This window comes from Clostridium sp. (genome assembly GCF_047718555.1).
Taxonomy (GTDB): domain Bacteria; phylum Bacillota; class Clostridia; order Clostridiales; family Clostridiaceae; genus Clostridium_I.
In genome coordinates this window covers 114959-126915 of record NZ_JBDNRK010000004.1, presented here as the reverse complement: position 1 = coordinate 126915, position 11957 = coordinate 114959, and the positions used below count along the sequence as shown (strand labels likewise).

The window sequence follows — 11957 nt, the reverse complement described above, 5'->3', positions numbered from 1 at the left end:
TAAAATTCAGATGGGGTAAAAGAATCCCCACCTGAATTAAGAACTTGCTTCAAAACTGAAGATAAGAGCAACACGTCTTTGGATAATTCATTTAAGCTTAATTGAAATACAAATTTTTATTAAATAAGATTTGTTAATAAATATAGTAGATAAATCTTATAGATACAACAAGAGACTTATATGTTGATGGAGGTTTTTTTATGTTTTTTATAGGTATATTTGGAATGGGAACTAAAGATGTGGATATAAGAACTATAAATAATATGATTTGCAAATCCTGTGGAAGAATGACTTCCTATAAACTCGTAAAAACTTATAATTATTTTCAATTATTTTTTATTCCTATTTTTAGATGGGGAGAAAAATATTATTTAATTTCAAAATGCTGCGGAAGTTTATTCGAATTATCAAGACAAGATGGGGAAGATTTAGCAAATGGAAATAACTCTATATTGTCAAATCTGAATATTAATATAGTAGAAGATAATTCACAATGTGGAAAACTTGTATGTCATAGATGTGGAAAAGAAGTAGATGAAAGCTTTGAATTTTGCCCATATTGTGGTACAAAGTTAAAATAGAAGGATTATCTTATTGACTTTATAAAATTTATGTATTATAATATCTAATGTCAGTAACCATTACGGCAGAAATAGTTAAAATTGCTGTAATCACTGATATATCAAAGGGGTATGGCTCAACGGTAGAGTAGTGGTCTCCAAAACCATTGGTTGTAGGTTCAAATCCTACTACCCCTGCCATTTATAAAGCCTGTGAATTCAACGGTTCACAGGCTTTTACATAATAAAAATTTATTCAGTGATTTTAGTGTTTTGGTTGTCTTTTGGTTGTCTAATTAAAAACACATAATAAAATCACTATTTTTTTATAAAAAATCTTCTGCCTTAGCAACTTCTTCTCTTTGCATTTCTGTATTTACATGTGTATATGTTTTTAAGGTAAAAGCTACATCAGCATGACCTAATCTCTCACTTATTACTTTAGCATCAACTTTTAATTTTCTTAATAAAGTGGCATGAGTATGTCTTAGATCATGAAATCTAATTTGAGGTATTTTATAGTCAGATAATATAAAAGGAAATTTTTTAGAAACATAGTTAGGATCTATTGGTCTACCATCTTCCCAGTGGAAAATATAATTTAATTCAAGTCCTGTTTCTAACTTAAGAGCTTTATCTTTATTCTTTAATGCTTTTAAAAATTTGGCAGTGCTATCAAATAGGGTAACTATCCTTGTTGATTTTTTAGTTTTAGTTATCTTTGGTTTTAGCACACTATTTATTCTTTGTAATGTTTTGTTAACTGTAAGTGTTTTTTCTATTATATCAAAATCTTCCCATTTAAGAGCGCAAAGTTCACCCTCACGTAATCCTGTATGAGCAGCTAAATATATAATTGGGTATAAAAAATCATCTTTTAAAATGTCTAAATACATACTAATGTCGTCAGGTTCCCAGTATTTCATTTCAATAGGATCGCTTGTAGGTGGTGTAGCTAAATCACATGGATTAACAAAGATAAGCTGCCATTTTTGAGCGTGTTTTAATGCGAGGTGAAACATTCTATGTGTTTTGATTATAGTATTATTAGATACGCCTTGTATTGGCTGTTCTTTAAGTTTATTTAACTTATCCTTTAAAGCCTTAGCTTCTTTGGAATTTTTTAATGCCTTATCATAAGTAGCCTGTAATTCAGATAATTTTTGCTTTTTTAATTGCTCTTTTATAGTACCATTTTTTAAATCTTCATAAAACTTTTGAATTAACAAAGGATTAAGCTTTGTGAGCCTATAATTACCTAAACCGCAAACGATATCCCTACAAAAGAATTCATATCTTTTATATGTTGCTGGTTGACAATTATTTTTAGGATAAGTTTCAAGCCAATATTCCAAGTAATCTTTAACTGTCATTTTATCATTGTTTACAGCAGTACCTTTTTCAATTTCAGTAATAAATTTGGCCAGTGCAGCTTCACATTCTTTTTGTTTTTTAAAACCTCGCTTTCTTTTATATTTTTTCTTGTCATTCTCATCTACACCCATATAGACTAAGTAACCCCAAGTTACTGTTCCATCTTTATGGATATATTTCCTCACAGTTCCTTTCATAAAATTCCTTCTTTATAATGTATTTAAAACAACCTATTTATTATAGGTGTTGTTTTACTATTTACTTTTCAGCATCATTTAGTATTTTCATCATATCTTTTATAGCTTTCTCTTTTTTATCTTTAGGAAGCTTATCTAATTTAGATTTTATTAAAATTTGAAGGTCTTCTGTTATCCCATCAATTTCATTTGGGAACTTTTCAACTGTTTTCCCTAATATGTAATCAATAGATACATTAAAAATTTCACTTAATTTATTTAATGTATCTAGATTCAATTCTCTATCTTCTCGTTCAATCATTCCAATAGCAGAACCGCTCTTAAAATTAATAAGCTTTGCTAATTGTTCTTGGGTTAATTTATTTTCTTTCCTAAGTTTTTTAATTATTTTTCCATACATTTAACACACCTCAATATTATTTTAGCACAATATGTGCGAAAGTCAACGATAAATTAAGTAATCATAATAATAGCACATTATGTGCGATTTAATTTAATGCCATAAGTGCTCATAGCACAATATGTGCTAATTTACAACTATATAAATAGCACATATTGTGCTATTATGTATTTAAAGGGAGGGAAACAAGATGATACAAAGTCAAATAAGAAATCTAAGAATTAAAACTGGTTTGCAGTCAGAAGAAGCCGCAGAAAAATTAAAAATAAGTTATAGCTTCCTTAATAAAATAGAGAGAGGAGATAGGCATCCAGGAAGATATCTGATTAAAAGAATGAGTAAAATATATGCTTGTTCTGTAGATGATATATACAAGGCTATAGACGAAGAGGTGTATGAAAAATGCTAACTCCAAGAAATTTTGCCAATAAAACAGGACTATCTTACAACCAAGTTTTAGAAATGTGTAAAGATGGTGAATTGAAAACAGTAAGAACTAATAGAGGACATTTTAAAATTTCTGATATTGAACTAGATAAATTTATAAAAAATGATAATTATATTTCTAAAGAAAAATATGAAGAATTAATTAGAGAAAATGAAAAGTTAAAATTCTCTTTAGCACAACTCAAAAAATATGTTGAGAACTTAACCATATAACTCATTTCAAAATTTGTCCAAGCTATTCTAAGCGTAAAACACATATCTATAGTGCCGCAATGGCTAAGTAAAAGGAAGGTGAGAAAAATGTTTACAACTAAAAATGAAATCACAGGTAAATTGCTAGACAAAGTGATAGAAAGATTAATAGCATCTTGGTTAAAAGAAGGTAGATAAGCTAGAAAGCTTAATTCTTACAAGTGTAAGAAGTCTAAAAGTAAAGGGAAGGTGTAATAAATGAGTAAAGATAAATCAATAGAATCATTAGAAGAATTATGTAAGCCAGTGGTAGAGTACCTTAAAAATAATTATAATCCACACTGCACAGTGGTTATTACAGATAGTCAGATTAAATTAGTAGAAGATGTAATAAGTATACCAGAAGAAGCTGCTCCTGAAGGGCAAGTTCAAGAGCAAGCTCCAAAATTTATTTCTAGTACATCAAATGGAATATGCATTGGTGGTTCATGCAAGAGACCAGATTAAAATAAATTTTCGATATAAGGCCAATGATCTTTATCCAATACACCAGCGTAATTTTCTTTAATTTCACAAATAAATATATTGTCGTTTGCGTCTAATGCAGCAGATAAATGATCATGAATCTGCTTAGATGTTTTATTAGATTGAACAATGTAAGTTGAATCTAATGCGTGTGACCATCTATTATTAGACACTTCCACTATCAATTTATGAAGTTTTTCATATTTTTGCCCAGGGTTAGATAAATCATAAGAAATATTATATACCATAAATTATCACCTCACTTTCATGGTGATATGAATTCTACAAAATAATGTAAAAACCTTTAGAAAAATATGTAAGGGAGGTTATGAATTGCAAGACTTTAGTTATGAAGAAGCAGTAAAAATTGATATTAATGCTTTAAAAACGCATCCTAAGAACTCTGAAATATATGGAGAAGATGATATTGAAGAATTAGCAGAAAAAATTAAAAAGAGTGGATATGTAAAACCATTATATACTAATTCTGATTATGTTGTTATAAGCGGTCATAGACGATTGAAGGCATGTTTTAGTTTAGGTTATAAAACAGTACCTATAGTAATTAAACAGTTTAAGGACAAGCAGGAAGAACTAGAAATATTACTACTAGAAAATATGTATAGAGAAAAGACCACAGAGCAGAAAGTTAGAGAAGCTGAAATATGGGAAGCCATAGAAAAAGAAAAAGCAGAGAAAAGAAGACTAGCTACCCAAAATAATAATACCGCAAAAGCAGTTAAGGAAAATTTTCCTACACAGGTTGAGAGCGGTCAAACAAGAGATATAGTAGCTAAGAAAGTAGGAATAGGCAGCGGTAAAACCTTAGAAGTAGCTAAAAAGGTAGTTACAAAAATTGATGAATACAAAGTTAAAGGAGAAATTGAAAAGGCTGAAAACTTAAGTAAGGTGCTAAATAAATCGGTATCTGGGGCCAAGAAAATAATTGATGAAAATCTGCCGCCTAATGTTACATCACTATCTAAGGTTAGAGAAATAAAAGAAGATGAAAAGCCTATAGAAGAACCGGAAGATTTCAAAGAGTTTTGTGATTATGTTGACACTGCTGGAGAAATTTCAAAGAAATATAGAAACTTCTTTCATGAATGTTACTTTATAAAGTCAGATGACAAAACACTCAATCAGTGGAAAGTACTACTTACTAATGAAATTGATATTGAGGAATATATAAGGACAATTGAATCAACAATACCTAAACTTTTGAAAATTCAAAAATTCCTTAAGGAGGTGCAAGGGGATGGGAAAAAGACTATTTGATAAGAAGGTCAAGGAAATAATCAATAGAAAAATGGAAGCTTTAGGCGGTGAAATAACGCAAGAAGATATCTTAAAAATAATAAGACCTTATCTTAAAAGTGAAATAGACAAGAACAAATTGGTACTATCTTATGAAAAAACTATAGCTAATAGGTTAATGACAAGCTTTAAAGATGATAAAGGTATTAGAGATTGCTTTGTGGTTCGCAAAAAATCAGATTCAAAATATGTGAATATAGGTTTGTCTAAGAATATTGAAGATTTAAAGGCTATAAATAAAAAGCTTGCCGATAACATTCAAGGTCTTAAAATATCTCAAATTAAAGTATATAAGCAGCAAAGGAAACTAGAAGGTCAAATATCCATTAAAGATATTGTAAAGTGAGGTGAATTAATTGAAACATGGTAAAAGATTAATCTTAAGAGAAAAGATACTGTTAGAAGATCAGGGATATGATCCAGAGAAATACTTAAGGACTAAAAGAACAGCAGAATGTCTTAGCTTTGTGAATATAGAAACAGGAGTAGAAATTGAAATTAGGTATTAGACAAAGTTATAAAGGAAGGTGAAAGAAATGATAGATCCTAGAGAACATATAGGACTAGCAAAAAGTCAAGCAGGCAAACTGTATAAGTCATTTAAACTAAAAGATAAATATTCCTTTGAGGATATATTACAGCAGTGTTATTTATCTTTAGTAAATGCAGCTAAGAATTTTGATGAAACAACAGGCAACCAATTCAGCACCTATGCTTATAATTGCATACACCATGATTTATTTAAGTTTGTATCAAGAGATAAGTTTTACCCTTATACAAGAGAAGAAAGAGTAAATAATAAACTTCCATTATTAAGCTTAGATGCAAAGAGTAATGACCATAAGAAGAAATATTCATATTCAGAAATCATGGCAGATACAAAGGTAGATGATACAGATTTATTCAATGTGGTTTTAATAAGAACAGCAGTAAGTAAACTGTCAGAGAGATACCAAAAGGTTATAACGCTTATATACTTTAAAGAAAAAAATAAGGTGGAAGTTGCCAGAATGTTTGGTGTAACTCCTACATCAATTGCAAGATGGGAAAAAGAAGCTCTTACTCAATTAAAGCAATATGTAAGTTAGGTGTTAGATATGGAGCGTAGAGAGAATATAGCCTATATTTGGGGCTTGATTAGTGGAATATGTTTTATGAGTGTAGTATGGGCTGTTATAGACGCTATGAGTAAATAAAAAAGAGCTACTAAGAAAGTAGCCATACAAAATAAACGATATTCCTATTCTATATTAGGATAGGTAAAAAGTCAAATGGAGGAATAGAAATGAAAAAGTTAAGTATAGTATCAGAAAATTGTTTATTAGAAAAAAATTCATATGGAGTTAAATTCGATGGGGAGGAAATTGATAAATTAATTCAAAAAAATTTACCTAGTGATTTACAAAATTATAGAGATTATCCAGTGAAGGTTGAAATAAATATTGAGTTTTTAGGTAGTGAAGGATTACAAATTAATACTAATGGCTATGAGGTTGCTGAAGAAGAAAGTGAGGTCGAAGAATAATGTTAAATGCTTTATTAGAAAATGAGATAAATGAAATAAATGAGGTTATGGAAGAACAAATTACAAATTTCAAGGTTACTGACGTGGATAGTGCTAACTGGTGCTTTAGAAAGATTACAGCTTTAAATGCACAGATTGAGGAAACTAAAAGACTTGCAGATAAAGAGAGATTAAGAATTGACACTTGGGAGAAAAAAGAGAATGAAGTTGCAGAGAACTCTATTGACTATTTCAAATCCTTACTTTCAGCTTATTTTATGAAATTAAGAGAAGAAGATCCAAAGGCTAAACTTTCCACACCATACGGAAAAGTAAGCAGTAGAAAAGCTACTAAGTGGAATTATCAGGATGAAGAATCACTTCTTAAGTATCTGAAAGAGAATGATTCAAGTTTAGTAAGGACTAAGGAAGAAGTAATTAAAACAGACCTTAAGAAAAAATACAAAGATGGGGTAAATAAAGAAACTGGTGAATTGCTTCCTGGTATTGAAATTACTACAGAAGAAAGCATAACCGTAAAGGCTGAATAGCATGAGATATTTCTTAAATACACGTAATCTTAATAAATATGCCACTAAAAATAAAAATGTAATAAGCACATTTAAAAAGGCTGGTTACTGGGAGATAAGCAAGAAAATCTATGATTTATTGGAGGGAATATTCTAATGGCTGCATTGAATTTATTTCAAAAATTAATACAAATCAGACAAGAAGTTGTTAATTTTAGCAAAGATACAGAGGGATATGGTTATAAATATGTTAGTGGGAGCCAAGCTATAGCAAAGATAAGAGATAAAATGGATGAATTAAATCTTTTATTAGTGCCTAGCATGGAGGAAATTGTTAACGACACTTTCACCTATATAAACAGTAAGGGAAAGGAAGTTACTGACCATATAGTTAAGGGCAATATGTCTTATGAATGGATAAATGCAGACAATCCAGAGGAAAAATACAGGGTGCCTTGGAAACTTTATGGACAGCAAGATGATATTTCTAAGGCTTATGGAAGTGGTTTAACTTATTCAGAGAGGTATTTTATCTTAAAGTTTTTTCAAGCTCCTACAGATGAAGCAGATCCCGATAAAAACGATACAACTGGTCGAGGTAAGGGTAAATTAGGTAATAAAGATTTAAGTGAAGCACAAGTTAAAAGATTATTTGCAATAGCAAGATCTATAGGAAAAACAGCAGATAAAGTAAAGGCAGAAATATTAGCTAGGTATGGGGTGACAGAGGTAGCCAAGCTTACTAAAGAGCAGTATGACCATATATGCCAAGGCTATGAGAGTTTAAAGAAATAGGGTGATAATGTGGCAGAAAAGAAATACTATTTTTTCAAATTAGAAGATGGATTTTTTAACTCTTTAGAAATAAAAAAGCTCCGTAGAATAGCTGGTGGTGATACACATACAATAATATATTTAAAAATGATTTTAGAGAGTTTAAAGTATGGTGGAAAATTATACTATGAAGGTATAGACACAGACTTTACAAGTGAAATTGCATTAAGACTTGATGAAGCTGTAGAAAATGTAAGTTTAACAATAAGCTATTTATTGAATCATGGATTAATGGAACAATGCACAAGTGATGAATATATCTTAAATCAAGTTGAATCAAATATATTAGGTGAAACTAGTTCTGCTGAACGTGTAAGAAGATATAGAGCAAGACAAAAAGCGTTACATTGTAACAATGCTGTAACTGATGAAAAGTTACAAGAGTTACCGAGTAACACAATTGTTAACGGAGATATAGATAAAGATATAGATATAGATATAGAATTAGATAAAGATATAGAGTTAGATAAAGAAAAACCTACTCCAAAAACTAAATCTAAGAAAGAACTTAAACATAAATATGGAGAATATAAACATATTCTCCTAACTACTAAGGAATATGAAAAGCTTATTGAGGACTTTAATGAAAAGTTAATAAAAGAATTCATAACTAAGATGGATGAATATATAGAACTCCATGGAAAGACATATAAAAACTATAACCTAGCTATAAGAAACTGGATAAAGAGGGAAAAGAACTTTAGTAACTCTAATAAAAAGCCAGACCATAAGGTAACTACTTTCAATAACTATGAGCAACGAGAATATGACTATGACGATCTTGAAAAAAAATTATTAGGATGGGATAAAGAAGGTAAAAAATAGGAGTGAGTATATTGGGGAAAAGGAGAATAGTAACAGATAAAAAGATAAAGGAAGTATTGAATTTAAGAAAGCAAGGTAAATCTTATAGAGATATCATGTTAGCAGCTAGAATAAGTCAAAATAGTGTAATTGAAATAATTAAGGAGCATGAGAATAAAAATGTTTAATTTAAGCTTTTGGATAGAAGAAGTAGAGCGGTTAGTAAGAGAAGGCAAGAGTATTAGAAAGACTTGTTGGATGGTTAAAAGATGGAGGAATTTATATGAATAAAGAAAAGGCAATAAAAATTATAGTGGCTATATTAAGTCTAGTAGTTGGATATAGCTTAGGGAAAATAATCGGAATATGAAAATAGTACACATCAAAGGTAGGTGAAAATATGAAAATAGGGATTCTTGATGTTGATGGTCATAACTTCCCCAACTTAGCATTAATGAAAATATCAGCTTGGCATAAGAAACAAGGTGATGAAGTTGAAATGTTCTTTCCTCTAATGCACTATGACAGAGTCTATATGAGTAAGGTATTTACCTTTACAAAAGACTTTGATACTTGCATCAATGCTGATGAAATAATTAAAGGCGGTACAGGCTATGGATTAGGGAATAAACTAGCAGATGAAATAGAACATATATATCCTGACTATAGTTTATATGGAATAAAAGACACTGCTTATGGGTTCCTTACAAGAGGTTGCCCTAGAAACTGCGACTTTTGTATAGTGGGTAAAAAAGAAGGTACATGCAGTCATAAAGTAGCTGATTTAAAAGAGTTTTGGAATGGTCAAAAGGAAATTAAACTATTAGATCCTAACTTATTAGCAGCTAAAGAACATTTAGAATTGTTGGATCAGCTTATAAATAGTAAAGCATGGATAGATATAACACAGGGATTTGATATTAGGCTAACAGGTCCTGAAAATATAGAGAAAATAAAACAGATGAAAATTAAAATGCTACATTTTGCTTGGGATAAAGAAAAAGATGAAAAAATTATAGTTGAAAAATTAAAGCAGTTTAAGGAACTGACAGGATTTAACCGAAGGAAGCTAGGAGTTTATATGTTAACTAATTTTGATACTACTTTTGAGTATGACCTATATAGAATATATAAACTTAAAGAACTTGGCTACGATCCATACATTATGATTTATAACAAGTGGAAAGCACCACAGAAAATAAGATACCTACAAAGATGGGTTAATAATAAAATTATATTTATGTCTTGCCAAAAATTTGAGGACTATGACAGTAAACTAGGTTAAGGATATAGTGCATGGGCCAGAGTGATTAGTTCAGACTACAAATATATTAAGAACTAAACACTAATACACCTATAGTTATACTTTAAGTGTATTAGTGTAATAAATAAGTAGGTGATAAAGTGAATAAAGAAATACATTTCTGCGAAATATGCGGTACAAGTTATGCAGAAGACCACCATATTGTATTCAAGTCAGAATGTAAGCCACTAGATAAATGTTATTTTAATCATGCTTATCTATGTGGATATCATCATAGAGATCATAGAGCAGGAGCACACTTCAATAAAGAATTAAATCTAAAGCTAAAATTGCGTGTAAAGGCTAAATTAGAAGAATTATTTAATAAGGAGACATATACCACTACTGAAATAAAAGACAAGCTTAAAATCAGCTATGGAGCGTGCAAATCATTATGTAAGTTAATGACTTCTCATGTAGGACTATATAAACGTGAGGATATTATACATGTGTGTATGGGAAAATGCAAAGGGGTTTGGTAATAATATGATTATTATTTGTGAAAATTGTGGTAAAAAAGTGGATAAAAAGGTCAATAAAGAATCTAAACATTTATTTTGTTCAATTAAATGTGCATATGAATGGAGAAAAAATAATCCAGAATGGTTAAAGAAAATGCATAACAGACCTAAGAGAAAAAGAAAATTAAATAAGTATGTGGCTAAAGGAGATACCACAATAGTTATAACAACTAAAGGCGAAGAAATAATCATTGATTCAGAAGATTTTAATAAAATCAAAGATTATACATGGAGAGTTAATAATAACGGATATGCGATAACTGAATTTACTGAAAGTGTAAACAAAATTAAGATGATACAAATGCATAGACTTATAAACAACACGCCTGCAAATAAAATAACTGACCACAAAAATGGTAATAGGTTGGATAATAGAAAAACAAATTTACGAGATTGCAACTACTCTGAAAATGCTAGAAATTGCAAAACTCCATCTACTTCAAGTTCTGGAATTGCGGGAGTTCAATATGCAAAAAGAGAAAAAAGATGGAGAGCAAGAATATATACGGATGGCAAGGAAATAAGTCTGGGATATTACGAAACAAAAGAAGAAGCTATACTAGCTAGAATGAATGGAGAGCAAGAATATTTTGGAGAATTTAGTCCAAGTCTTAGGAGGAAAGATATATGAGTAAATACAATTCAAAAAAAATAACAGTAGATGGAATATGCTTTGATTCTAAAGATGAAGCTGAATACTATAAATATCTTAAAATGCGAAAAGCCAAAGGCGATATATTAAATTTTGAGTTACAACCTAAATTTGTAATTATCCCAAAGTTTAAATATAAGGATAAGACTGAACGTGAAGCTACGTATACGCTTGATTTTACAGTATATAACCTTGATGGAACAATAGAGTATATAGATATTAAAGGATTTGCCACTCATGATGGGTTGCTAAAATATAAATTATTAAAATCGTTACATCAAGATTTAAATTTTAAATGGATAGCAAGGTCATTAAAATACGGTATTAATGGTTGGATAGATTATAAGGAATTACAGAAAAAGCGAAGGGAGAATAAGAAATGCAAGAATTAAGTGAAAAAGTAGACTTATCAAAGAGAGTTTTGGGTGTAGATATAAATAGCCCAATATTTGCTAATGTACTTGGTGAATTAAATGAGCAGATAGTGGAAGTAATTAAAAAGGTTTATGATGGAGAATTTGCAAGTGGAGATATATCTTTAAAATTCACTTTATCTGTTCCAAGCTATATTAAAGAGTTTCCAGCAGTTAATGAAATAGGAGAAGATGTTGTCAAGGAGTATAAATACAAAGCATTGCATTTTAAAAATGATATAACTACTACTCTTAAGAAGGTTGGTAAAACCAAAGGCGAATATTACGGAGAAAAAGAGCTTAAGAAAAATAATAATGGTGAATTTGTAGAAGTTCCAGTAACTAATCCACAAATAGGCATTTTTGATGAAGAAGGTGAATAAC

The 11957-nt window shown here is 29.8% G+C and carries 21 protein-coding genes and 1 tRNA gene; 19 read left to right on the top strand and 3 right to left on the bottom strand.

Going from position 1 to position 11957, the window contains the following annotated elements:
- The first annotated feature begins 200 nt into the window (after positions 1 to 200).
- Together ABF633_RS03095 and ABF633_RS03090 are read left to right on the top strand one after the other, a co-directional pair.
- Positions 201 to 581 (top strand): zinc ribbon domain-containing protein, encoded by a 381-nt coding sequence (locus ABF633_RS03095; protein WP_415521911.1) that lies wholly within the window; start codon positions 201 to 203, stop codon positions 579 to 581.
- A gap of 105 nt (positions 582 to 686) precedes the next feature.
- A tRNA-Trp gene (locus ABF633_RS03090) sits at positions 687 to 761 on the top strand.
- A gap of 125 nt (positions 762 to 886) precedes the next feature.
- Here the strand turns inward: ABF633_RS03090 and ABF633_RS03085 are convergent.
- Complete coding sequence (locus tag ABF633_RS03085) at positions 887 to 2131, bottom strand: tyrosine-type recombinase/integrase (protein ID WP_415521909.1); 1245 nt, start codon at positions 2129 to 2131, stop codon at positions 887 to 889.
- A 61-nt stretch (positions 2132 to 2192) separates the two neighbouring features.
- On the bottom strand, positions 2193 to 2531 hold the full coding sequence (locus ABF633_RS03080) for a helix-turn-helix domain-containing protein (RefSeq protein WP_415521908.1): 339 nt from the start codon (positions 2529 to 2531) through the stop codon (positions 2193 to 2195).
- A 190-nt stretch (positions 2532 to 2721) separates the two neighbouring features.
- Between ABF633_RS03080 and ABF633_RS03075 the strand changes: the two genes are divergently transcribed.
- The 3 genes from ABF633_RS03075 to ABF633_RS03065 all read left to right on the top strand — a co-directional run bounded on the left by ABF633_RS03075 (position 2722) and on the right by ABF633_RS03065 (position 3677).
- Positions 2722 to 2940, top strand: coding sequence for a helix-turn-helix domain-containing protein (locus ABF633_RS03075; protein ID WP_415521907.1), 219 nt, complete (start codon positions 2722 to 2724; stop codon positions 2938 to 2940).
- Positions 2934 to 3191, top strand: coding sequence for a DNA-binding protein (locus tag ABF633_RS03070; RefSeq protein ID WP_415521905.1), 258 nt, complete (start codon positions 2934 to 2936; stop codon positions 3189 to 3191). Before ABF633_RS03075 ends, ABF633_RS03070 begins: the two co-directional genes overlap by 7 nt.
- A gap of 237 nt (positions 3192 to 3428) precedes the next feature.
- A complete protein-coding gene (locus tag ABF633_RS03065; protein ID WP_415521903.1) occupies positions 3429 to 3677 on the top strand; it encodes a hypothetical protein in 249 nt (82 codons plus the stop codon).
- Here ABF633_RS03065 and ABF633_RS03060 read toward each other — a convergent pair.
- On the bottom strand, positions 3674 to 3943 hold the full coding sequence (locus ABF633_RS03060; protein WP_415521901.1) for a hypothetical protein: 270 nt from the start codon (positions 3941 to 3943) through the stop codon (positions 3674 to 3676). The genes ABF633_RS03065 and ABF633_RS03060 overlap by 4 nt on opposite strands.
- Positions 3944 to 4028: 85 nt before the next feature.
- Between ABF633_RS03060 and ABF633_RS03055 the strand changes: the two genes are divergently transcribed.
- The 14 genes from ABF633_RS03055 to ABF633_RS02990 all read left to right on the top strand — a co-directional run bounded on the left by ABF633_RS03055 (position 4029) and on the right by ABF633_RS02990 (position 11956).
- Positions 4029 to 4973 (top strand): ParB/RepB/Spo0J family partition protein, encoded by a 945-nt coding sequence (locus ABF633_RS03055; protein WP_415521899.1) that lies wholly within the window; start codon positions 4029 to 4031, stop codon positions 4971 to 4973.
- Positions 4954 to 5358 (top strand): hypothetical protein, encoded by a 405-nt coding sequence (locus ABF633_RS03050; RefSeq protein WP_415521897.1) that lies wholly within the window; start codon positions 4954 to 4956, stop codon positions 5356 to 5358. The genes ABF633_RS03055 and ABF633_RS03050 overlap by 20 nt, the downstream gene beginning before the upstream one ends.
- Before the next feature lie 10 nt (positions 5359 to 5368).
- Positions 5369 to 5521 carry a DUF6906 family protein gene (locus ABF633_RS03045; RefSeq protein WP_415521895.1) on the top strand — a complete coding sequence of 51 codons (153 nt, stop codon included), beginning with the start codon at positions 5369 to 5371 and terminating at the stop codon, positions 5519 to 5521.
- A 27-nt stretch (positions 5522 to 5548) separates the two neighbouring features.
- Entirely contained in the window at positions 5549 to 6100 is a 552-nt protein-coding gene (locus ABF633_RS03040) for a sigma-70 family RNA polymerase sigma factor (RefSeq protein ID WP_415521893.1), read from the top strand.
- Positions 6101 to 6297: 197 nt separating this feature from the next.
- Positions 6298 to 6537 carry a hypothetical protein gene (locus ABF633_RS03035; protein ID WP_415521891.1) on the top strand — a complete coding sequence of 80 codons (240 nt, stop codon included), beginning with the start codon at positions 6298 to 6300 and terminating at the stop codon, positions 6535 to 6537.
- Positions 6537 to 7067 (top strand): host-nuclease inhibitor Gam family protein, encoded by a 531-nt coding sequence (locus ABF633_RS03030; protein ID WP_415521889.1) that lies wholly within the window; start codon positions 6537 to 6539, stop codon positions 7065 to 7067. The genes ABF633_RS03035 and ABF633_RS03030 overlap by 1 nt, the downstream gene beginning before the upstream one ends.
- Before the next feature lie 135 nt (positions 7068 to 7202).
- A complete protein-coding gene (locus tag ABF633_RS03025) occupies positions 7203 to 7841 on the top strand; it encodes an ERF family protein (RefSeq protein ID WP_415521887.1) in 639 nt (212 codons plus the stop codon).
- Positions 7842 to 7850: 9 nt separating this feature from the next.
- Positions 7851 to 8705 (top strand): phage replisome organizer N-terminal domain-containing protein, encoded by an 855-nt coding sequence (locus ABF633_RS03020; RefSeq protein WP_415521886.1) that lies wholly within the window; start codon positions 7851 to 7853, stop codon positions 8703 to 8705.
- An 11-nt stretch (positions 8706 to 8716) separates the two neighbouring features.
- On the top strand, positions 8717 to 8872 hold the full coding sequence (locus ABF633_RS03015; protein WP_415521884.1) for a hypothetical protein: 156 nt from the start codon (positions 8717 to 8719) through the stop codon (positions 8870 to 8872).
- Between the two features lie 212 nt (positions 8873 to 9084).
- Positions 9085 to 9969, top strand: coding sequence for a radical SAM protein (locus tag ABF633_RS03010; protein WP_415521882.1), 885 nt, complete (start codon positions 9085 to 9087; stop codon positions 9967 to 9969).
- A gap of 119 nt (positions 9970 to 10088) precedes the next feature.
- Positions 10089 to 10469, top strand: coding sequence for a hypothetical protein (locus ABF633_RS03005; protein ID WP_415521880.1), 381 nt, complete (start codon positions 10089 to 10091; stop codon positions 10467 to 10469).
- Positions 10435 to 11139 (top strand): hypothetical protein, encoded by a 705-nt coding sequence (locus ABF633_RS03000; RefSeq protein ID WP_415521878.1) that lies wholly within the window; start codon positions 10435 to 10437, stop codon positions 11137 to 11139. Before ABF633_RS03005 ends, ABF633_RS03000 begins: the two co-directional genes overlap by 35 nt.
- On the top strand, positions 11136 to 11552 hold the full coding sequence (locus ABF633_RS02995) for a DUF1064 domain-containing protein (RefSeq protein ID WP_415521876.1): 417 nt from the start codon (positions 11136 to 11138) through the stop codon (positions 11550 to 11552). Before ABF633_RS03000 ends, ABF633_RS02995 begins: the two co-directional genes overlap by 4 nt.
- Positions 11540 to 11956, top strand: coding sequence for a hypothetical protein (locus tag ABF633_RS02990; RefSeq protein ID WP_415521874.1), 417 nt, complete (start codon positions 11540 to 11542; stop codon positions 11954 to 11956). The genes ABF633_RS02995 and ABF633_RS02990 overlap by 13 nt, the downstream gene beginning before the upstream one ends.
- Position 11957 lies beyond the last annotated feature (1 nt).

Coding starts and splice junctions, on each gene's coding strand:
- ABF633_RS03035 (WP_415521891.1), top strand. CDS start 6,298: ATGAAAAAGTTAAGTATAGTATCAGAAAATTGTTTATTAGAAAAAAAT.
- ABF633_RS03085 (WP_415521909.1), bottom strand. CDS start 2,131: ATGAAAGGAACTGTGAGGAAATATATCCATAAAGATGGAACAGTAACT.
- ABF633_RS03095 (WP_415521911.1), top strand. CDS start 201: ATGTTTTTTATAGGTATATTTGGAATGGGAACTAAAGATGTGGATATA.
- ABF633_RS02995 (WP_415521876.1), top strand. CDS start 11,136: ATGAGTAAATACAATTCAAAAAAAATAACAGTAGATGGAATATGCTTT.
- ABF633_RS03000 (WP_415521878.1), top strand. CDS start 10,435: ATGTGTGTATGGGAAAATGCAAAGGGGTTTGGTAATAATATGATTATT.
- ABF633_RS03025 (WP_415521887.1), top strand. CDS start 7,203: ATGGCTGCATTGAATTTATTTCAAAAATTAATACAAATCAGACAAGAA.
- ABF633_RS03030 (WP_415521889.1), top strand. CDS start 6,537: ATGTTAAATGCTTTATTAGAAAATGAGATAAATGAAATAAATGAGGTT.
- ABF633_RS03070 (WP_415521905.1), top strand. CDS start 2,934: ATGCTAACTCCAAGAAATTTTGCCAATAAAACAGGACTATCTTACAAC.
- ABF633_RS03075 (WP_415521907.1), top strand. CDS start 2,722: ATGATACAAAGTCAAATAAGAAATCTAAGAATTAAAACTGGTTTGCAG.
- ABF633_RS03010 (WP_415521882.1), top strand. CDS start 9,085: ATGAAAATAGGGATTCTTGATGTTGATGGTCATAACTTCCCCAACTTA.
- ABF633_RS03040 (WP_415521893.1), top strand. CDS start 5,549: ATGATAGATCCTAGAGAACATATAGGACTAGCAAAAAGTCAAGCAGGC.
- ABF633_RS03060 (WP_415521901.1), bottom strand. CDS start 3,943: ATGGTATATAATATTTCTTATGATTTATCTAACCCTGGGCAAAAATAT.
- ABF633_RS02990 (WP_415521874.1), top strand. CDS start 11,540: ATGCAAGAATTAAGTGAAAAAGTAGACTTATCAAAGAGAGTTTTGGGT.
- ABF633_RS03050 (WP_415521897.1), top strand. CDS start 4,954: ATGGGAAAAAGACTATTTGATAAGAAGGTCAAGGAAATAATCAATAGA.
- ABF633_RS03065 (WP_415521903.1), top strand. CDS start 3,429: ATGAGTAAAGATAAATCAATAGAATCATTAGAAGAATTATGTAAGCCA.
- ABF633_RS03080 (WP_415521908.1), bottom strand. CDS start 2,531: ATGTATGGAAAAATAATTAAAAAACTTAGGAAAGAAAATAAATTAACC.